General features: G+C 66.1%; 13 protein-coding genes. 7 read left to right on the top strand and 6 right to left on the bottom strand.

Annotated features, from left to right (window positions below; all coding sequences use genetic code 11):
• Positions 1-45 precede the first annotated feature (45 nt).
• A complete protein-coding gene (locus PUN51_RS08785) occupies positions 46-3,552 on the bottom strand; it encodes a bifunctional proline dehydrogenase/L-glutamate gamma-semialdehyde dehydrogenase (protein WP_275180585.1) in 3,507 nt (1,168 codons plus the stop codon).
• 388 nt (positions 3,553-3,940) lie between these two features.
• Complete coding sequence (locus tag PUN51_RS08780; protein WP_159630131.1) at positions 3,941-5,404, bottom strand: amino acid permease; 1,464 nt, start codon at positions 5,402-5,404, stop codon at positions 3,941-3,943.
• Between the two features lie 155 nt (positions 5,405-5,559).
• Here PUN51_RS08780 and PUN51_RS08775 point away from each other — a divergent pair, with 155 nt between their 5' ends.
• From PUN51_RS08775 to PUN51_RS08755, 5 genes are all read left to right on the top strand, one after another.
• Positions 5,560-6,474 (top strand): LysR substrate-binding domain-containing protein, encoded by a 915-nt coding sequence (locus PUN51_RS08775; protein WP_159630129.1) that lies wholly within the window; start codon positions 5,560-5,562, stop codon positions 6,472-6,474.
• A 166-nt stretch (positions 6,475-6,640) separates the two neighbouring features.
• Complete coding sequence (gene panD, locus PUN51_RS08770) at positions 6,641-7,066, top strand: aspartate 1-decarboxylase (RefSeq protein WP_201302375.1); 426 nt, start codon at positions 6,641-6,643, stop codon at positions 7,064-7,066.
• Positions 7,067-7,117: 51 nt separating this feature from the next.
• Positions 7,118-8,044: an AEC family transporter gene (locus PUN51_RS08765; protein ID WP_275180584.1), complete on the top strand. Its 927-nt coding sequence runs from the start codon at positions 7,118-7,120 to the stop codon at positions 8,042-8,044.
• A gap of 38 nt (positions 8,045-8,082) precedes the next feature.
• The gene (locus PUN51_RS08760; protein WP_275180582.1) at positions 8,083-9,216 is read left to right on the top strand and encodes an FAD-dependent oxidoreductase; all 1,134 of its coding nucleotides are present in this window, start codon (positions 8,083-8,085) and stop codon (positions 9,214-9,216) included.
• A gap of 26 nt (positions 9,217-9,242) precedes the next feature.
• Positions 9,243-10,343 (top strand): D-TA family PLP-dependent enzyme, encoded by a 1,101-nt coding sequence (locus tag PUN51_RS08755; protein ID WP_275180580.1) that lies wholly within the window; start codon positions 9,243-9,245, stop codon positions 10,341-10,343.
• 26 nt (positions 10,344-10,369) lie between these two features.
• Here PUN51_RS08755 and PUN51_RS08750 read toward each other — a convergent pair whose 3' ends face one another.
• From PUN51_RS08750 to PUN51_RS08740, 3 genes are all read right to left on the bottom strand, one after another.
• Positions 10,370-11,875 carry an MFS transporter gene (locus PUN51_RS08750; RefSeq protein WP_275180578.1) on the bottom strand — a complete coding sequence of 502 codons (1,506 nt, stop codon included), beginning with the start codon at positions 11,873-11,875 and terminating at the stop codon, positions 10,370-10,372.
• A gap of 66 nt (positions 11,876-11,941) precedes the next feature.
• Positions 11,942-14,572 (bottom strand): trehalase-like domain-containing protein, encoded by a 2,631-nt coding sequence (locus PUN51_RS08745; protein ID WP_275180576.1) that lies wholly within the window; start codon positions 14,570-14,572, stop codon positions 11,942-11,944.
• 207 nt (positions 14,573-14,779) lie between these two features.
• On the bottom strand, positions 14,780-15,772 hold the full coding sequence (locus PUN51_RS08740; protein WP_275180574.1) for an LLM class flavin-dependent oxidoreductase: 993 nt from the start codon (positions 15,770-15,772) through the stop codon (positions 14,780-14,782).
• Positions 15,773-15,911: 139 nt separating this feature from the next.
• Here PUN51_RS08740 and PUN51_RS08735 point away from each other — a divergent pair, with 139 nt between their 5' ends.
• Together PUN51_RS08735 and PUN51_RS08730 are read left to right on the top strand one after the other, a co-directional pair.
• On the top strand, positions 15,912-16,784 hold the full coding sequence (locus tag PUN51_RS08735) for an aldo/keto reductase (protein ID WP_275180572.1): 873 nt from the start codon (positions 15,912-15,914) through the stop codon (positions 16,782-16,784).
• A gap of 46 nt (positions 16,785-16,830) precedes the next feature.
• Positions 16,831-17,529, top strand: coding sequence for a type 1 glutamine amidotransferase domain-containing protein (locus PUN51_RS08730; protein WP_275180570.1), 699 nt, complete (start codon positions 16,831-16,833; stop codon positions 17,527-17,529).
• A 107-nt stretch (positions 17,530-17,636) separates the two neighbouring features.
• Here PUN51_RS08730 and PUN51_RS08725 read toward each other — a convergent pair whose 3' ends face one another.
• Positions 17,637-19,970: a chromosome segregation ATPase gene (locus PUN51_RS08725; RefSeq protein ID WP_275180568.1), complete on the bottom strand. Its 2,334-nt coding sequence runs from the start codon at positions 19,968-19,970 to the stop codon at positions 17,637-17,639.
• Between the last annotated feature and the right edge of the window lie 284 nt (positions 19,971-20,254).

Here is a 20,254-nt window from a genome sequence, read left to right as displayed (position 1 = left end):
TGTGAAAACAAACCCAACCGCCGGACTTTTTTGTGCCCGCAGGCGCTAGATCAGAGCATCCGACAGATGGTTCGGGGTTCCGAACCTGTGGGCGGTGATGCTGACGGCCTGCTCATGCAGGAAGGGCAGCAGCTCCACGCGGCCCGCCTCCGTGACGGGGTGGGCGTAGATGGCCAGGTCGGGACGGCCGCCGGTGGCTTCGGCGAGCGCGGAGGCGTCGCCCCCGATCAGGCGGATGCGTCCCCCTGACAGCTTGCCCGCGGCGGCGAGGTGTCCGGCGGAAGCCAGCCAGCCGGCGTCGGACTCCACCGACACGTCGATGTCCTGTGCGGTGAGCACGGAGCGCAACTGGGCGGGAAGTTCGACGGCGGTGGACACCGTGACGGCCGAACCCGCCAGCACACCGGCCGCCACAGTCCGGACCAGGTGCGCCAGCGGCGCACCTTCGGAGAGGCGGATGGTGACCGGCAGGCTGCGGTAGCGGAAGATGTTCCGCTCCGCGCCCAGCCCGGAGACGTCCTTGGCAGTGCCGAACTCGTCAGCCCAGGCTTCGGCATCGGATGCCAGGGCCCGCTGGACGGACTCAAGTTCCGCCGGTGCAAGGGCGGGACCTGCGGCGTTGAGGATGCGGCGGACGGCCGCGTTGGCTACGGGCGCCTTGGCGGATGCCTCCGTGGGGAGCCAGTCGCCCAGGCCGGCCAGGTAGTTGGGGCCGCCGGCCTTGGTGCCGGCGCCGACGGCCGACTTCTTCCAGCCGCCGAACGGCTGGCGCTGGACGATGGCGCCGGTGATGCCGCGGTTGATGTAGAGGTTACCGGCCTGGATGGTGTCCAGCCAGATGCCCAGTTCCTCGGAGTTGAGGGAGTGCAGGCCTGCCGTGAGGCCGTATTCGATCTGGTTCTGGATGGCGATGGCCTCTTCCAGGGTGTCGGCGGTCATCACGCCCAGGACCGGGCCGAAGAACTCGGTCAGGTGGAAGTAGGAGCCGCGCTTGACGCCGTAGCGCACGCCGGGGCTCCACAGCCGGCCGGTCTCGTCCAGCTTCGCGGGCTCGACGGCCCAGCTCTCGCCCTCGCCCAGAGTGGTGAGGGCGTTGAGGAGCTTGCCGTTGGCGGGTTCGATGATGGGACCCATCTGGCTGGTGGGATCCTGCGGGTAGCCCACCTTCAGGGAGGTGACGGCGTCGATCAGCTGGTTGTGGAACCGCTTGGACTTTGCCACGGAGCCCACCAGGATCACCAGCGAGGCAGCGGAGCACTTCTGGCCGGCGTGGCCGAACGCGGAGTAGGCCACGTCCTTGGCAGCAAGGTCCAAGTCGGCACTGGGGGTGACGATGATGGCGTTCTTGCCGCTGGTTTCGGCCAGCAGCGGCAGGTCCTTGCGGAACGACCGGAACAGCTCGGCGGTTTCGTAACCGCCGGTGAGGATGACGCGGTCCACGGCTGGGTGGCTGATGAGCTGGGTGCCGAGTTCCCGCTCCCCCAGCTGGACCATGGTCAGGACACCCTTGGGCACGCCGGCCTCCCACAGCGCCTCGACCATGACGGCGCCGCTGCGGGCGGCCTGCTTGGCGGGCTTGATGACGACGGCGGAGCCGGCGGCGAGTGCCGCAAGGGTGGACCCTGCCGGGATGGCGACCGGGAAGTTCCAGGGCGGCGTGACGACGGTGAGCTTGGCTGGGACGAATGTGGCGCCGTCGACCGTGTCCAGCTTGCGCGCGGATTCGGCGTAGTAGTGGGCGAAGTCCACGGCCTCGCTGACCTCGGGGTCGCCCTGGTCGATGGTCTTGCCGGTCTCGCTGGCCATGACCTCGAGGAGGTCGGCGCGGCGGGCTTCCAGGATCTCACCGGCGCGGTGCAGGATCTCCGCACGCTCGTTGCCGGAAAGTTCGCCCCAGGCCTTGCCCTTCTCCACGGCGTTGGCAATGGCCGAGTTGAGGGTGTCCTCGTCATTGATGAAGGCAGCCTTCACCGATGCGTCGCCCAGCGTGGAGGACGGGACGCGTTCAAGGATGGCCCGGCCCCAGGTGCGGTTGGCCGGCAGTGCGGGATCGGTGTCCGGGGTGTTCCGGAACCCGGTGTGCGGCATGGCCTCCGGGGGAAGGTTCCGGTCCTGCCGCCGGTTGGGCAGGGGAACGGTGTTGTCCAGTGCCTCCAGCGAGGAGAGGAAACGCTGCTTCTCGCGCTCGAACAGTCCTTCGTTTTCACTGAGCTCGAAGACCGCCGACATGAAGTTTTCCTGGCTGGCGCCCTCTTCCAGGCGGCGGATCAGGTAGGCGATGGCGACGTCGAACTCGGACGGGTGCACCACCGGCGTGTAGAGCAGCAGGGAGCCGACGTCCTTCTTGACGGCCTCGGCCTGGCCCTGCGCCATGCCCAGCAGCATCTCGAATTCGATGCCGGACTCCACACCGCGCTGCTTGGCCAGGAGCCAGGCGAAAGCAATGTCGAACAGGTTGTGGCCGGCCACGCCGATGCGGATGTTCTTGATCCGCTCGGGGTGCAGCGCGTAGTTGATGACGCTCTTGTAGCTGGTGTCGGAATCCTGCTTGGAACCCCACGTGGCCAGCGGCCAGTCGTGCAGCGAGGCTTCCACCTGCTCCATGGGCAGGTTAGCGCCCTTGACCACGCGGACCTTGATGCCGGCGCCGCCGTTGGCGCGGCGCTCTGCGGCCCAGTCCTGCAGCCGGATCATGGCAGACAGCGCATCCGGAAGGTAGGCCTGGAGCACGATGCCGGCCTCGAGGTCCTGGAACTCAGGCTTGTCCAGGATCCGGGTGAAGACCGCGATGGTCATGTCCAGGTCCTTGTATTCCTCCATGTCCAGGTTGATGAACTTGTTCTTCTGCCCGCTGGCGGAATAGGAAGCGGCACGCTGGAAGAGCGGCGTGAGCTTTTCGACGACGTGTTCCACGGCTTCATCGAAGGCCCAGGCGGAGTGCGGGGCCACGGTGGAGGAGACCTTGATGGAGACGTAGTCGACGTCGGGGCGGGCCAGCAGCGTATGCGTGCCTTCGAGGCGGCGGGAGGCTTCGTGCTCGCCGAGGACTGCCTCGCCCAGGAGGTTGACGTTGAGCTTGATGCCGTCCTTCTTGATCTTGGCGATGGCCGGGCCCAGCTTGGCGTCGGTGGCATCAACGATCAGGTGGCCCACCATTTCGCGCAGGACCTTGCGGGCCACGGGGATGACCACCTGCGGCAGGACGGGGGCCACGGTGCCGCCCAGTGCCACGGCACTGCGCATGTACCAGGGCAGGAAGGCAGGAACCTTGGGGGCCAGTTTCGCGAGGTTGCGGGCGGCGACGTTGAGGTCCTCGGGACGGACCACGCCGTCCACGAAGCCCACCGTGAAGTCCAGGCCGTTGGGGTCCTTGAGGACGCCGGCCAACTGCTCGGCGGAGGCGTCCACCGGAACCTTGGCGGCCTCGGTGAGCCAGCGCCGGACCAGGGCGACCGCTTCATCGGCGAGGGCCTTGGCCTGGGGGACGTCGACGTCGACGGTCTGCGGGGTGGCCGCCTTGGCGACTGCCGGTTCCATTGCAACGTGGGTCATTGTTTTCCCGATCTTTCTGGTGTTCTGGGAGGTCTTTCCACCAGTATGAGCTTCAACTCACATAAGATAAAGCGATCTTTTCCAACCATTACAGGTTAGGAAAACCAATGTTTTGCCCACCGCCAACGCCCCATCACCTTCCGCCCCAAAACCGCCAACGCCCCATCACCTCCCGCCCCAAAACCGCCAACGCCCCATCACCTTCCGCCCCCAAACCGCCAACGCCCCATCACCTCCCGCCCCCAAACCGCCAACGCCCCATCACCTCCCGTCGAAAGCAACGAACCCTCCCCCACGGAATGTGGGGGAGGGTTCGGCTGGACGCCGCATTCTCTGATGGGGCGCTGGGGGAAAGCGGTCAGAAGGTGATGGCGCGTCCGGGGAGAGGTCAGGTGAGCGGGCGGTGCAGCTCTGCGAGTTCCTCGTGGCGTGGGCTGTTGGGGTTCATCAGCGAGTGCTTGCGGCCGTAGCCGAAGTAGATGACCAGACCGATGATCAGCCACACCACGAACCGCAGCCAGGTTTCCCAGTGCAGCTGCAGCATCAGGAAGGCGGAGGCCAGGACACCGAAGGCCGGGATCACGGGCATCAGGGGCAGGCGGAACGTACGGGGAGCATCAGGGCGCTTGTAACGGAAGATGATCACGGACAGGCACACGACGACGAACGCGGCCAGGATGCCGATGTTGGTGAGGTCCGCGACTGCCTTGATGGGGAAGACGCCGGCCAGGAAGGCGGAGGCGATGCCGCCGATCCAGGTGACGCGCTGCGGGGTGCCGTGCCGGTCGGTCTTGGCGAACCAGCCCGGGAGCAGGCCGTCACGGCTCATGGAGAACCAGACGCGGGTGACGCCGAGCAGGAAGGTGAGCATCACGGTAAGGATGGAGAGGACCGCGAACACCGAAATGATGGTGGCGATGACGGGCAGGCCCACCGAAGTGAAGGCGGAGGCGAACCCGGCCTTGGGGTCGATGTCCTTGTAGTTCTGCATGCCGGTGAGGACCAGGGTGGCGGCAACATAGAGGAGCATGGCGATGATGAGCGAGAGGACGATGGCCTTGGGCATGTGCTTCTTGCCGTCCTTGGCTTCCTCGGCCGCGGTACTCATGGCGTCGTAGCCGAACACTGCGAAGAACACGGTGGCGGAGCCGGCCACAACGGGTCCGAAGCCGCTGGGCATGAACGGGTTGTAGTTGTTGGTGTCGATGTAGAAGACGCCCAGCCCGATGATGAACAGGATCAGGACCACCTTGATGGCCACAGCGACGAGTTCGAACCTGCCGAAGGCCTTGGTGCCGCGGGACAGGATCCAGGTCACCAGGAGGCAGACCAGGATGGCGGGGACATTGATGATGCCACCCTTGCCTTCGTCAAAGGTGGAGGTCATCCAGGCCGGCAGATGGATGCCGATGCCGGCCAGGAAGGCGTCCAGGTAGCCGGAGATGCCGATGGCCACCACTGCCACGATGGCGATGTATTCCAGCAGCAGGTCCCAGCCGATGAACCAGCCGATCACCTCGCCAAGGGCCACGTAGCCGTAGGTGTAGGCGGAGCCTGCCCGCGGGATCATGCCGGCGAACTCCGCGTAGGAGAGGGCGGCGGCCGCGGAGGCGAGGCCTGCAATCAGGAAGGAGATCAGCACCGCGGGCCCCACTCCCGGGTTGCCTTCACTGCCGGCGGCTACCAGTCCCGCGAGGGAGAAGATGCCGACGCCGATAATTCCGCCTACGCCAATGGCGGTGAGCTGCCACAGCCCGAGGGACTTGAACAGTCCGCTGTGCTTGCTCTCTTCTTCGATGTCATCGATGGGCTTTCGCCGCATGATCGATTGGCTCAAATCTTTGCTGCTCATCAGGAACTCCTGGTTGGGGTGCGACCCCGCCGCGGCACGCCAAGAAACCTGGCTGTGACGGGGGTAACTCGGTTTCAACAGTATGCGTGCGCAATTGCGTTAGATAAAGTGGCTACTTCTAACCTATATTCGTTAGTTTCAGTTAGGAATCCATCATGCTTGACGTGCGCAGGCTGCGGCTGCTCCGCGAATTAAGCATCCGTGGGACGCTGGCGGAGGTGGCCGAGGCGCTTCAGTACAGCCCGTCGTCGGTATCGCAGCAGCTGGCCCTCCTGGAGAAGGAAGTGGGCGTCGAGCTGCTCCGGAAAACGGGCCGGCGCGTACAGCTGACGCCCCAGGCGGAAGTGCTGGTGGCGCACACCGCGCAGCTGCTGGAAACCATGGAGCAGGCTGAGGCGGACCTGGCCGCATCCCTGACTACCGTGACCGGCACCGTAAGGATCGCGGTGTTCCAGTCCGCGGCGCTCGCCCTGATGCCGGACACCCTGACGCGCATGGCCGCAAAGTACCCCGAGGTCCGGATCGAGATGATCCAGCGGGAGCCGGAGACGGCACTGCACGAAACCTGGGCCCGGGACTTCGACCTGGTGATCGCCGAGCAGTATCCGGGACATGCGGCCCCGCGCTACCCCGAACTGGACAAGGTGAAGCTGACCACCGACGCCATCCGGCTGGCCGTTCCCCCGGCATCCGGCGGCGGACCCGCGATCCGTACCCTGGAGGACACGGCAGACCTGGCTTGGGTCATGGAACCGCGCGGGGCCGCCTCGCGGCACTGGGCAGAACAGGCGTGCCGCAGCGCGGGCTTCGAGCCCGACGTCCGGTTTGAAACCGCCGACCTGCAGGCGCAGGCCCGCCTGATCGAGTCCGGAAATGCCGTGGCCCTGATGCCGGACCTGGTGTGGACCGGCCGCGGCACCACCGCCCAGCTGCTGGAGCTGCCGGGCAAGCCCCACCGCACCATCTTCACCTCGGTGCGCCGCTCCAGCACGCAGCGCCCGGCCATCCTGGCAGCGAGGGAGACCCTGGCTGCGGCTGCCGCGGCGGTGGCAACGGACGACGCCGGGTGACCGGCCGCCGTCGTCCGTGTCCTTACGTGCGCAGCCAGGCCGTCCGTCGCTGCGCAGGTGCGTCCCCTGCGCAGTGAGCACCCGCGTCACCGCGCAGGTCCGTGCAGGTCCGTATGTTTCGTGCGTCACTGCGGGTAAAGGGCCGCAGGTCTAGACTGGAGCCGTTATGAATCGAACAATGTTCAAGTCCAAAATCCACCGGGCCACCGTCACGCACGCCGACCTGCACTACGTCGGCTCCGTCACCGTTGACCTCGACCTGCTCGAGGCCGCCGACATCCTGCCGGGCGAGCTGGTGTCCATCGTGGACGTCACCAACGGCGCGCGGCTTGAAACCTATACGATCGCCGGCGAGCGCGGTTCCGGCGTTATCGGCATCAACGGTGCAGCGGCGCACCTGATGCACGAGAACGATATCGTCATCCTCATTACCTACGCGGAAATGACCACGGAAGAGGCCAGGGCCTACGAGCCCAAGGTGGTCCACGTGGACCGGGACAACCGGATCATCCAGCTGGGCAACGACCCCGCCGAGGGCCTCACCCCCGGCATGATGCGCCCCCCTTTCGCGCTTAACAACGCCACCCTGTAACCGGAGCGTGCGTCCCGGTCCCTGCCTCCGCCGTGCCCGAACGGCTGATCCTTGCTAGGGGTGCTGGCAGGGTTCTTCGTGGTCTGGTGCATCATCCTGGTGGGATGGTTCGTGGGCCGGCAGCGGATCCTCGGCGATAACGCCCGCCCCGTCCTGAGCGGCCTGACGTTCTTCGTCGCCAGCCCGGCACTCCTCTTTGAAACCCTCAGCAAGGCCCGTCTGCAGGAAGTCTTCGCCGAGCCGCTGCTGGTCACGGCGGTGGCGGCGATCACCACCGCCGCCATCTTCTTCGCCCTGGCCAGGTTCTGGCTCAAGCGGGCGCTCCCGGAATCGCTGATGTCCGCGATGTCCGCTTCCCTTGCGAACTCGGCGAACCTGGGTATTCCCATCGCGGTATATGTCTTGGGTGATGCCAGCTATGTGGCGCCGCTGCTGATTTTCCAGCTTGCCTTCTTCACCCCTACGTTCCTGATGATTTTGGACTCGAGCACCAGCACGCACCGGACCACCGTCCTCGGCTTCTTCCTGATGATCCTGCGCAACCCCATGATCGTGGGCTCCGGACTGGGGCTGCTGGTGGCAGGCACCGGGTTCCAGGTACCGGCGCTGGTCATGGAGCCGATCCACCTGATCGGCGGAGCCGCTATTCCGGCCATGCTGATGGCGTTCGGGATGAGCCTGAACGGCACCCGCCCGCTGCAGGCCTCTGCCGGCCGCCGGGTGGACACCCTGTTGGCAAGTGGCTTCAAGCTCATTGTCCAGCCGGCCCTGGCTTATGTTTTTGCCCGCTTCGTGCTTGGTATGGACGGCCATGCGCTGTTTGCCGTGGTGGTGACGTCCTCCCTGCCCACCGCGCAGAATGTGTTTGTGGCTGCCAGCCGCTACCAGACGGGGCTGACCGTCGCCAAGGACACCGTGCTGATCACCACCGTGGTGGCAGTGCCCGCCATGATCGGTGTGGCACTGCTCCTGGCGTGAGCACTGGCCACGAGTCGTAACTGCAGCTTGGAGGGCTGATGAATACTGTGCTGGATACCGTCGTGATCGGCGGTGGCGCCATGGGCTCGGCCGCCGCGTGGGCACTGTCCCGCCGCGGCCGGCAGGTGACGCTGGTGGAGCAGTTCGGCCCCGGGCACAGGATCGGCGCGTCCCACGGCGCCACCCGGAACCTCAACCCGGGCTACCACCAGCCCGACTACGTGGCCATGCTGGCAGAGGGGCTGGCCCTGTGGGACGAGCTGGAGCAGGACAGCGGCGTGCAGCTGCTGGCGCGCACCGGCGTCGTAACCCACGGTCCTGGCGGCGACCTCCCGAAAGTTGCCGCAGCCCTCACCGAGGCCGGCATCAGCGCCGAATTCCTGTCCCCCGGCGTGGCCGGCGAACGCTGGCGCGGCATCCGGTTCGACCAGCAGGTCCTGCACATGCCCGACGGCGGCCAGCTCAACCCGGAGGCGGCGCTGCCCGCCTTCCAGCGGCTGGCCTCCGCCCGCGGCGCCGAGATCAGGCACCACACCAAGGTGGTGGACTTCGAGGTGTTCGACGACGGCGTGCGGCTGGTGCTGGAATCGGCTGCGGGCACGGAGGTGGTCACCGCAGCCCAGGCCGTGGTGACGGCGGGCGGCTGGACGGAGAAGCTGCTGGCCAAGGTGGCGGGCACGGCTGGCGCAGCGTTGCGGATCCCGAAGCTCAGGGTGACCCAGGAGCAGCCGGCGCATTTCCGCGTGGCGGACCCCGGCGCGGTGTGGCCCGGCTTCAACCACTATCCCGGCCCGGATTACCAGGGCTGGTACTCCCCCGTGTACGGGATGCAGACCCCCGGCGAAGGCATCAAGGCCGGCTGGCACGGGGTGGGCCAAGTGGTGGACCCGGACCAGCGGGATTTCCTGCCGGAGCCGAAACAGCTCGCCGCCCTGCAGGACTACGCACGGCAGTGGCTGCCCGGCGTGGACCCGGATTCGTTCGAGGCCATCAGCTGCACGTACACCACCACCCCGGACGAGGACTTCGTCCTGGACCGGATAGGACCGGTGGTGATCGGCGCGGGCTTCTCCGGCCACGGCTTCAAGTTCACGCCGGTGATCGGGCGCATCCTTGCCGACCTTGCCACCGGAAACCGGCCCGCGCCGTCGATCTTCCGGGCGTCCCGCTAGCTACCTGACCTAGAGAAAGAGAACCAGTGATGACAATCCCAGAAGAAGTCGACACTCCAGAGATCCTGGTCGACCGGGATGTGCTCCAGCGGAACATCGACCGCATGGCCGCTGCCGTCCATGCGAAAGGCTTGAGCCTCCGACCCCACGTGAAAACCCACAAGGTGCCCGAAATCGCGCAACTGCAGCTGGCGGCCGGTGCAGTCGGCATCACTGTCGCGACCCTCGGGGAGGCTGAAGTCTTTGCAGGACACGGAGCGACCGACATCTTCATCGCTTACCCCATCTGGGTCGGTCCTCGTCAAGCCGAACGCCTGCGCCGGCTTGCTGCCACCACAAAGATCTCAGTAGGACTGGATTCACGGGAGGCAGCCCAAGTCATGGGAGCGTCCTTGGGTGACGCAGCCGGCGACTTTGACGTGCTGCTGGAAATCGACAGCGGCCATCACCGCAGCGGAATCGCCCCGGGTGCGGTCGTTGACGTGGCACACGCCGCGGCACGCGCCGGTCTGAGGGTCAGCGGCGTCTTCACCTTCCCGGGCCACAGCTACGCCCCCGGGATGCCCCTGAAAGCAGCCGAAGAAGAACAGTTGGCCCTCAGGCAGGCCTCGGACCTGCTCACACAGGCAGGATTTGAAATCCTGCATCGCAGCGGCGGTTCAACTCCCACCGCCACTCTCACCGGTGATTCCGCAGCCACCGAGGTCCGGCCTGGAGTTTATGTCTTCAATGACGCCCAGCAACTGGAACTGGAACGATGCGCCCCTGAAGACATCGCGCTGACCGTCGCCGCAACAGTGGTAAGCCGGCATGAGGGCGACGACGTCATACCGCGAAGGACCGTCCTGGACTCCGGCAGCAAAATCCTGGGCGGCGACCGGCCTGCGTGGGCCACCGGCTTTGGACGGCTGCTCGACTATCCCGAAGCACGCATCACCGCGCTCTCGGAACATCACGCGACCGTGGTCTGGCCAGCAGATGCAGGGCTCCCGCCTCTCGGAGAGCGGTTACGGGTAATACCGAACCACGTATGCGTGGCGGTGAATCTCGTTGACGACATCGCTGTCGTCAGCGGCGGCAAAATCGTGGACCACTGGCGCGTAGCCGCACGCGGAAAAAACAAATAGCACTAAGGAAGAAAACACATTCGCCCTCAGGACTTGCCTGTAGGAACATCTCCGCCGGCGGCAGCCTGGCTGGAGCTGCCTTCCGCCTGGGTGGGCACGGGCTCCGCATCGGAGTTGCCGCTGTCTTCGGCCTTGACCGCAGGCATGGCCAGCACCGCTGCCACCGTGAGCAGGCCAGCCACGAGCGCAGCCAGGAACACGGCCCCCGAAGCGCTGATTACTGTGGCCTGATCGGAGTCGCCGCCGCTGCTGCCGCCGTAAATGGAGTTGGCAACGGCACCGAACACGGCCACGCCCAGGGCACTGCCGATGGACCGGGCGAACATGTTGGTGCTGGTCACCACGCCGCGCTCGTGCCAGGGAACGCTGGACTGGGCGGAAATCAGGGTGGGGGTGGCCAGCAGGCCCAGGCCAAGCCCGACGACGAAGCAGCTGACCGCGATCAGCGCCACGTTGGGCGTGGAGGCCGTCAGCGACAGAATCAGTAGCCCCATCACGGCGATGGCAATGCCGATCAGGGCGGTGGACTTGAATCCGATCCGCAGGTAGAACTTCCCGGCCTGTGACGCGCTGAGCGGCCAGCCGAGGGTGAGTGCTGCCAGCGCCAGGCCGGCGACCAGCGGCGAGGAGGACAACGCGCCTTCCAGGAAGGTGGGAACGTAGGAGGTCAGTCCGATCATCATCGCGCCAACGCCGAAGGACACCAGCGCGGTGGTGGCCAGCAGGCGGCGCGACACCACCCAGGCCGGAAGGATGGGCTCCGCTGCCCGCCGCTCCACCAGGAGGAACGCAACCAGCAGCACTGCTCCGACAACAAAGACGCCAATGCTGATGGAGGAGTTCCATGCCCATGCCTGGCCGCCCTGCAGGGCTCCGAGGATGAGCAGGCCCAGGGATCCGGCCAGGAGGACGGCGCCGGCGTAGTCCACCTTGTGGGTGGCCCGTTCCACGTTTTCGTGAAGAGTGCGGATCAGCATCCAGCCGGCCAGCAGGCAGAGCGGCACGTTGACAAGGAAGATGCCGCGCCAGATGCCCAGGGCGGAGAAGATCCCGCCCAAGCTGGGACCCACCACGGAGGAGACGGCCCAGACGCTGGCCAGGTAGCCCTGGACCTTGGCGCGCTCCTGCAGGGTATAGATGTCCCCGGCAATGGTGACGGACACCGGCAGCACCGCGCCGGCGCCGAGTCCCTGCAGGGCCCGGAACGCGATCAGCGAGGGCATGCTCCATGCCACCCCGCAGAGGACCGAGCCCAGCAGGAACAGGCCGATGCCGGTGAGGATGATCGGCTTGCGCCCTGCCATGTCGGAGAGCTTGCCGTAGATGGGAACAGACACCGCCTGCGCCAGCAGGTACGCGGAGAAGAGCCAGGGGAAGGAAGCGAAGCCGCCCACGTCGCGGACGATCGACGGAACCGCGGTGGCCACGATGGTGGAATCGATGGCCACAAGTCCAGTGGAAAGCATTAAAGCGATGAGAATTGGGCCCCGCTCGGAACGGAATCCCACTCCCTGGGCGCGCGCGGTCATCATCAGTCTCGTTTCAGTCTTTTTCGGGTCCCTGTTACCTCCACTCTAGGTACCCACGACGGACACCGCCTACCGCCTGTCCTGGTGCCGGTCCAGGAGCCGCGCGCAGCGGATGAATCCCAAGTGTGAGTAGGCCTGCGGGTGGTTTCCCAAATGGGTCTCCGTGCCGGGGTCGTATTCCTCCGGGAGCAGCCCCGTGGGGCCGAAAAGGTTCACCAGCTGGTCGAACAGGTCCCAGGCTTCATCAATGCGGCCCACGGCCACGTAGGCCTCGATCAGCCACGTGGTGCAGATATGGAACCCGCCCTCCAGGCCCGGCAGGCCGTCGTCGTACCGGTACCGGAAGACGGTGGGACCTACCCGCAGCTCGCGTTCAACGGCGGTGACGGTGTCCAGGAAGCGCCGGTCCGAGACATCCAGCAGGCCCGAGAGCCCGATGTGCAGGACGGCGGCATCCAGGTCCGGGCTGTCGTAGGCCACGGTGTAGGACTTTGCGGTGTCGTCCCAGCCCTCGCGCAGCACCTCCTCCCGAATGGTTTCCGCCGTCGGCGCCCAGGAAGGATCAGGTTCGCGGCCATGCCGTGCCGCGGTGCGCAGTGCCCGGTCAAGGGTCACCCAGCACATCACCTTCGAATAGACGTGATGGCGCGCCGCCCGCCGGGCCTCCCAAATGCCGTGGTCCGGTTCGTGCCAGCGGGCCAGGACTGCGGAGGCCATCTGGACCATCAACTCCCAGCTTTCATCGGCGAGTACGCCTTCCCGTTCGCTCAGGTTATGGATCAGTTCGGCAACGGGCCCAAAAACGTCAAGCTGGACCTGGTGGTCGGCTGCGTTCCCGATCCTCACGGGACGGGAACCCGCATATCCGGGAAGGCTGTCGACGACGGCTTCCGTAGAGAGCGGGGCGCCAGTCACCGAATACAGGGGGTGCAGCCATTCGGGACCGGGAGCGTGTTCGAGGATCCGGCTCAACCAGGCAAGGAAGCCAGCCGCCTCCGAGGTGGAGCCAAGATCCACCAGTGCGCTGACCGTCATGGAGCCGTCGCGAAGCCAGCAGTACCGGTAGTCCCAGTTCCTGGTGCCGCCGATTCCCTCGGGCAGGGAGGTGGTGGGGGCGGCGAGGACGGCGCCGGTTGGTTCATGCACGAGGGCGCGGAGCACCAGGGCCGAGCGCCTCACCAGGGAAGGTTTCACGGAGGGCAGGACGAGTTGCTGGACCCACTGGCGGGCGTGCAGGGCCACTTCGGCCCGCCGGTCCCTCTCCCCTTCAGGATCCGCAGGCTGGGGTTCCGTGTCGCCGCAGCGGAGGTTGAGCACCACCGGGCCGTCCTGCAGGTTGACCGACGCCGTGGCCGTCGCGTGGCGTCCGTCGGACGTGATGCTGAACGCGACGCCCGGCGCGAACAGGATGATGGGTTCGGACGTGCCCACCACATGCAGTTCGCCGCCGCGGGCCTCCATGCTGAACGGGGCATTGGCGTAGTCCGGCCGGGGAGCGAAGGTGATCCTTGCGGCGCCGTGGCCTGTCAGTACCCGGACCAGGCTGGTGATTCCGTCCGGCGCGGGTTCCAGGTAATCCGTGACCGTGACGTCGGCCCAGCGGGTTTCAACAATCATGGTGCTGTCCACGTACCGCTGGCCCAGCACCTGGGAGGCCTTGACCGGCTCCACGGAGAAGTGGCCGGCGGCGTCCCCGCCCAGGATATGTGCGAACAGTGAGCCGGAATCCGGGAGCGGGTGGCTCATCCAGCAGATCTTCGCATCCGGGGTCAGCAGGGCGGTGGACGAGCCGTTGCCGATCATTGTGTGCCGTTCGAGGCCCACGGCGTCCTCACCGAAAAGCCAGGCCCGCCGAAGTTCGAAGAGCAGGGCAAGTACCCTGGCGAAGGCTTCCGGGTCGCGGAGTCGATGCGCGGCCGAGGTCTCCCCTGGCCCTACCCGGAGCCCCAGGTCAGGTCCGCGCAGGGTGGCGATGGCCAGTTCGTCGCTGTAAGCGTCCCCTGCGAACAGGGCTGCGCTGGCGCCGAGCCGGGACCGGAGGATTTCCAGCGCCTCGGCTTTGGCCGGCTCCAGGACGGACAGGTCAAGCACGGAACCGTCCACGATGAAGAACAGCCCGTGGATCCTTGCGATCTCCCGCGCAGTTTCGGTCACCGCATCCACGACGTGCGCCGGCGCGTGCCGGGTATGCACGGAAACGGCGACTGGTTTGCGTTCGATCCAGATGCCTTCCTGGAAGCCCACGGACTCGTTGAGCTCGGCGTTCACCTTTTGCAGGACCGATTCGGTGGCCAGGGTCTGGCCGTGGGCAAAGCCCATGTCCGCTTCGGCCCCGTGGGACCCGATCAGGTGCACCTCGGCCGGCAGCCGCGAAACCGCCGCCAGGTCACGGAGCGAGCGTCCCGAAATGATGGCGGCGTGCGTATTGGGCAGGGCCGCCAAAGCACGTAGGGCTATGGCTGCATTGCCCAGCGGGAGAGTCTCGGTGGAGATGCCCTCGGCGTCGCACAGCGTACCCCCGTAGTTGCAGGCAACCAGCAACCCCGGGACACGCGCCAACACTTTGAGCTCGGCCAGCAGCGCTGGGGTCAGCCCGCTGTCCGCGGCGTCCGACTGGATGAAGGCGCGCAGCATGTCCAGCGGAAGGGACCGGGTGAGCAGAGCGGAATCCGCCACGCTTTGGTTCAACGGCGTCGGCATCCAGATAACCCCTTTGAGGCTGGACCAGTCCGGGACTGCAGCCGCTGGATTGCCTGCGGGCTACCGGTTGGTGCCCCGCTCGTGAATCCCAGCGTTTCCCGAGGGGGCAGTTCCCATGTTCAGCCTCACCGGTTTCCCGCGAAAGTCCCCTGCATTGCGTATGTGTAAAAGTCCGCTGCCGGGGACGCGGTCCGGGCTTTCCGAAGGCTAGACCCGCACCAGCCCGGCGGCCTCCGCCAGCAGTTCGATGGACCGCAGCCGGTCCCGGGTGCCGGGGCTTTGGTGGGCCGCGATGAGTTCGTCGGCATCGGCGTGCTTGCCGAAGCTGTCCAGGTAGTCGATGACGACGTCGGGTGTCCCCACCGCGGAGTACGTCATCATCTGTGCCATGTGCCGTCCCTGCGGCGAGTCCAGGATCATGTCCGCCTCGTCGTCGGTGAATTCGCGGGTGCCGCCGCCGAAGAACAGGGAGACGCGCGCCCGCTTGGTGGCCTGGAACATGGCCTGCGCTTCGGACGCGGAGTCAGCGGCGATCACGTTGACGCCGGCAATCACGTGCGGCGCATTCAGCTGGGCGGACGGCTTGAACTCACTCCGGTAGATGGCCACCGCCTCCTGCAGGGCAGCCGGGGCGAAGTGCGAGGCGAAGGCATACGGCAGGCCAAGCTGGGCGGCCAGGCGCGCGCCGAACAGGGACGAGCCCAGGATGTACAGCGGAACGTTGGTGCCCTTGCCGGGGGTGGCCTCCACGCCCTGGATGCGGGTCGGTCCGGTGAGGTAGCCCTGCAGTTCCAGGACGTCCTGCGGGAAGCTGTCCGCGGACATGGGGTCGCGGCGCAGGGCGCGCATGGTGTTCTGGTCGCTGCCCGGGGCACGGCCCAGGCCCAGGTCGATCCGGCCCGGGTGGAGGGTTTCCAGGGTGCCGAACTGTTCGGCGATGGTCAGCGGTGAGTGGTTGGGCAGCATGATGCCGCCGGCGCCCAGCCGGATGCTTTCGGTGTGCGCGGCCACATGGGCGATCAGCACGCTGGTGGCGGAGGAGGCAATGGAGGACATGTTGTGGTGCTCGGCGTACCAGACGCGCCGGTAGCCCAGCTTCTCGGCGCTTTGGGCCATGGCCACGCTGCCCGCCAGGCTCTCCGCCGCCGTCTGGCCTTTGCCGATGGTTGCCAGGTCAAGGATGGAGAGGGGAAGAGTCACGTCAGGTGCGGCCTTTCAGGAACGTTTCGTAAGAGTCGCCGGCCGGATCGCGGCGGGCACTTGATTCATAACCACGGCGGGGCCCGGGTTATTTCGTCTTTCCCGGAATACTCAGCACACTGATGATGTTGCCGCCCCTATGAGCCATGATTCAACGAACCAGCTTGAACTGTCCGAAATGATCGACCTCAAGGACCTGGGAACCGTGCACCGCCTCGGTTTCGGTGCCATGCGCATCGTTGGCGACGGTGTCTGGGGCGAGCCCGCAGACCGCCAGGCGGCCGTGGCCGTGGTGCGCCGCGCCGTCGAACTCGGCGTCGACTTCATCGATACCGCCGATTCCTACGGACCCAACATCAGCGAAGAAATCATCGCCGAGGCCCTGCATCCGTACAAGGAGGGGCTGAAGATCGCCACCAAGGTGGGCTTCACCCGGACGGGGCCCAATAAGTGGATTCCCGTTGGGCGTCCCGAATATCTGCGCCAGCAGACCGAGCTGAGCCTGCGCAAGCTGAAGGTGGACACCCTGGACCTGCTGCAGCTGCACCGGATCGATCCCAAGGTGGACGCCGAGGAGCAGTTCGGCGTGCTGCGCGAGCTCCAGGACGAAGGAAAGGTCCGCGCCCTGGGCCTGTCCCAGGTCAGCGTCGAGGAGCTGGAGGCGGCCGGGAAGCACTTCACGGTGTCCACGGTCCAGAACCGCTACAACCTGACCGACCGCAGCTCCGAGGACGTGCTCCGCTACTCCGAGGAGAACGGCATCGGCTTCATCCCCTGGGCTCCGATTTCCGCCGGCGAACTCGCCCAGCCGGGCGGCCCGCTGGATGAGGCGGCCAAGCGCCTGGGCGCCACGACTTCCCAGGTGGCCCTGGCCTGGCTGCTGCGCCGCTCCCCCGTGATAATGCCGATCCCCGGCACGGGCTCGGTGCCGCACCTCGAAGAGAACCTGGCCGCCGCGGGCATCACGCTCGACGACGCCACGTACGCTGAGCTGGAAGCAGCAGGCAAGTAGCAAGCGGCTTCCAGCCACTCACGTCAGCTAAGACAGGAGAAACACCATGGCAAACATTTTGATGGTCGTATCGGCCGCAGATTCCCTCACCATGAAGGACGGCAGCGAACACCCCACCGGCTACTGGGCAGAGGAACTGGTGGTGTCACACCAGACCCTGACCGACGCCGGCAACACGGTCCACATCGCCACCCCCGGCGGCAGGAAGCCCACCGTGGACCAGGTAAGCCTGGCTCCCGATTCGGCCGGCGGCGAGGAACGCGCCCAGGGCTTCCGCGACTACATCGCGAAGATCGACGGCGAGCTGGCGCACCCGCTGGTCCTCGCCGACGTCGACATTGCCGGGTACGACGCCGTGGTGATGCCCGGCGGCCACGGCCCCATGGCGGACCTGTACAAGGACGCCGACCTGGGCCGGCTGCTGGTCGCAGCGAACAAGGACGGCAAGATCATTGCACCGTTCTGCCACGGTCCCGCGGGGCTGCTGAGCGCAACGGACGACGACGGCGGGTTCACTTTCAAGGGCCGCCGCCTGACGGTCTTCACCAACGAGGAAGAACTCGGCGGCGGAACCGGGGAGAACACCCCCTGGCTGGTGGAGGACGCGCTCAAGGAGAAGGGTGCCGTCGTCGAAAACGGTGCGGCCTGGTCCTCCAACGTGGTGCGCGACGGCAACCTCATCACCGGACAGAACCCACAGTCCAGCGAGGACGTGGCCAAGGAAGTCCTCGCGGCACTGTCGTAATCAGCCGGCACTGACCGCTTCGAATCAGAGGAGGGGACCAGTTCGCACTGAACTGGTCCCCTCTTTGCGGCGCACGTCGCTGGGCGCCGGCCTTCATTCCCCGTGCATCAGGCGGCGCAGCCTCCATTCGCGATGCTGGGATCGATTGCCGCGATCTGCTTCTGGATGTCCGCCAGCTGGGTTTGCAGGCTGGCCAGCAGCAGCTTCTGCGTCTTGATTGCGTCGGTGTTGGGCTTCTTTTGCGCCTGAAGCCCTGCCAGCTTCTGCTGCGCAGCCGTCACCTGCGAGTCGACAGCGTTCAGCTGCAACTGCAGATCCGCCAATTTTGCTTCCGTGGCGCTGATGTCGTCGGTGAGTTGGTTGAGCTGAGCCAGCAGCGGCGTTACCCGTCCCTGCAGGTCAAGGACGTTGGCTTCGGCGATGGCGATCCGGGCATTGAGCAACGAAATCCGGGCGACGAGGTCGTCGCCCAGCTTGTTGAGCGAATCGATCTCCGCCGTCTTCGATATGACGGCAGTGTTGGCCGCATCCAGGGTGGCCTGCAGAGCCGGAAGCTGGGCCTGCAGCGCTGAAATCTCGGCGTTCTTGCCGTCCACCGCGCTGTTGGCCGCCGCCAGCGCATCCTTTGCTTGGGCCAGGGTGCCATTCAAAGCGTCGAGGATTGCCCTCTGGTCTGTGATGGCCTGCTCTGCCTGCGCGACGTTATCGGTCAAGGTCGGCAAGGCACCTTCGAGATCCGCAACCACCTGCTGCTGGGCCATCACTGCGCTGGCGGCGTCCTTTGATGCCTGCTCCAACCCCGGGAGTTGCCCCTGCAGGGTGGTGAGCTCCCCCTGTTTAGTGGTGACCGCTGCATTGGCCTGGTTCAGAGCATCCTGGAGTGTAGGCACCTGCGCCTTGAGTGTGGCAATGTCGTTCTGTTTTGCGGTCACCGCAGCATTGGCGGCGTCCAAGGCTGCCTGCAGGGGTGCAGCGTTCTGCTGCAGGGTGCTGCTTTCCTGCTGCTTGGCCAGCAGTTGGGAGTTCAGGCCGTCCACCTGCTTCTGGAGGGTAGCCAGATCGCCCTGAAGACCGGAGATGGTGGCGCTCTTATCGGCGATCTGGCTGTTCACGCCATTCAACTGGGTTTGGAGGCCGTCGCGCTGGGCGATCAGGTCGCGCTTCGCTTTCGAGTTGCCGTTGATTGCATCGATTTGTTTGGTCAGGTCGGCGATCTGCGCAGTCAACGCGTCCTTCTGGGCGTTCAGTGCTGCAAGGTCGTTCTGGGCCTGGGTCAGCGCGGCCTGCTTCGAGGCAATCTGGCTGTTCACCGTGGTGATCTGGGTCTGCAGACTGGTGATGTCGGCGTTCACGGCTGCAATCTTGGCGTTGTTGTCGCTGACAGCATTTGCTGCGGCCGCCGCGTTGGTCTGGAGCGTCCTTAGGTCCGCTTGGGCTGTGGCGATCTCGGCGTTTTTGGCGTCCAGCGCCGCCTTGGCAGCTGCGGCCAAGGACTGCAGGGTGCCGAGCTCAGCCTGTGCAGTGGCGATCTGGGCCTTCTTGGTGCTGACAGCAGCGTCCGCGGCTGCAGCGGTTTCCTGAAGCCCGGCCAAGGTCGCTTTGGCCGCGTCCACCTTGGCCTGCTGGGCCTGAAGCTCTGAAGTCGCGGTGGCACCTGCCGCCTCAAGCACCTTCAGCTGGGCCTCGGCATCCGTAACCTCCTGCTGAGCAGCATTGACGGCGTCAGCTGCCTGCTGTGCCTGGGCGGTCAGAGCTGTGAGCTGGTCCTGGGCCTGCAGGATCTCGCCTTCCTTGGCAGTAAGCTCGGACGCCGCCTGTTCGGCAGCCCCTTGCAGCGCCGAAAGCTGTGTCTGGGCGGCCGCAATCGCTGCACTGTTGGCTACAAGATCTGCTGCCAGCTGGTCGGCCTGTGCCTGGAGGTCCGCGGAGGCGGCCTTTGCAGTTGCCAGTTCCTCCTGTAGCGGCGCCAGCCGGGCCTCCACGCCTGCCTGCTGGCCCTGAAGATCAGTGAGGGCGGCTTCCGCTTCCGCCACCTGGGATGCCAGGCTCGTCTGCTCGGCGGTCAGCTTGTCGAGCGATGCCTGTGCTGATTCTTCCTCGGTGTTCAGCTGCGTCTCCTGCGCAACGAGGTCTGCCAGCGCCTTATCAGCCTCGGCCTTTTGCGCGGCCAACGCATCCGCCTGGGCCTGGAGCTTTGCCTTGTCGGCCTGCAGGGCAGCAATGGCGTCAGCGTTCTTCTTGGCCGCGGCCTTCAGGAGGTTCTCCTGGACGGCACCGCGGTGCGCCAGCTGATTGACTACGCCGTTGCACATGCCGGTGGTGGAGGTTGTAGCGGCAACGGCAGGCTGGACCAGCACCATGCTGGTAGTGAGCAGCCCGGGAAGGACAACTGCCGCCGCAAGGCGGCGCGAAAGAGGGGATTTGGATGGGGAAGTGCGCATGCGAGCTCCTGATAAGACCATTCAGGCGGCCCACGTTGGCCGCCTCAGAGCCAACGGTAGGTTCCGGCGTGGCTGGAGAGCACGCGTAATCACCACTTGTCTTTCTTGCCCGAGTACTCGCTTTCTGCTGGATGCGTGACAGGTACGTGGCCGGCGGAGTTGTGGCCGGGGAATATGACCGCCGCGGTCCTCCGGTGAACTGCCGTTACTCCTTGTATCCCCGGGTTTCATGTCCTTTGATTCCGCCTCCGGAGCTGCCGGATAGTGGCTGCAACGCGCTCACA

This window comes from Arthrobacter sp. NQ4 (assembly GCF_029077345.1).
Classification (GTDB): domain Bacteria; phylum Actinomycetota; class Actinomycetes; order Actinomycetales; family Micrococcaceae; genus Arthrobacter.
This window is presented reverse-complemented; position numbering and strand designations above follow the sequence as displayed.

Bases quoted from the DNA above. Each gene is read 5' to 3' on its own strand.
- PUN51_RS08745 (WP_275180576.1), bottom strand. From the start codon at position 14,572: ATGCCGACGCCGTTGAACCAAAGCGTGGCGGATTCCGCTCTGCTCACC.
- PUN51_RS08775 (WP_159630129.1), top strand. From the start codon at position 5,560: ATGCTTGACGTGCGCAGGCTGCGGCTGCTCCGCGAATTAAGCATCCGT.
- PUN51_RS08725 (WP_275180568.1), bottom strand. From the start codon at position 19,970: ATGCGCACTTCCCCATCCAAATCCCCTCTTTCGCGCCGCCTTGCGGCG.
- PUN51_RS08730 (WP_275180570.1), top strand. From the start codon at position 16,831: ATGGCAAACATTTTGATGGTCGTATCGGCCGCAGATTCCCTCACCATG.
- PUN51_RS08785 (WP_275180585.1), bottom strand. From the start codon at position 3,552: ATGACCCACGTTGCAATGGAACCGGCAGTCGCCAAGGCGGCCACCCCG.
- PUN51_RS08735 (WP_275180572.1), top strand. From the start codon at position 15,912: ATGAGCCATGATTCAACGAACCAGCTTGAACTGTCCGAAATGATCGAC.
- PUN51_RS08760 (WP_275180582.1), top strand. From the start codon at position 8,083: ATGAATACTGTGCTGGATACCGTCGTGATCGGCGGTGGCGCCATGGGC.
- PUN51_RS08750 (WP_275180578.1), bottom strand. From the start codon at position 11,875: ATGATGACCGCGCGCGCCCAGGGAGTGGGATTCCGTTCCGAGCGGGGC.
- PUN51_RS08780 (WP_159630131.1), bottom strand. From the start codon at position 5,404: ATGAGCAGCAAAGATTTGAGCCAATCGATCATGCGGCGAAAGCCCATC.
- panD (WP_201302375.1), top strand. From the start codon at position 6,641: ATGAATCGAACAATGTTCAAGTCCAAAATCCACCGGGCCACCGTCACG.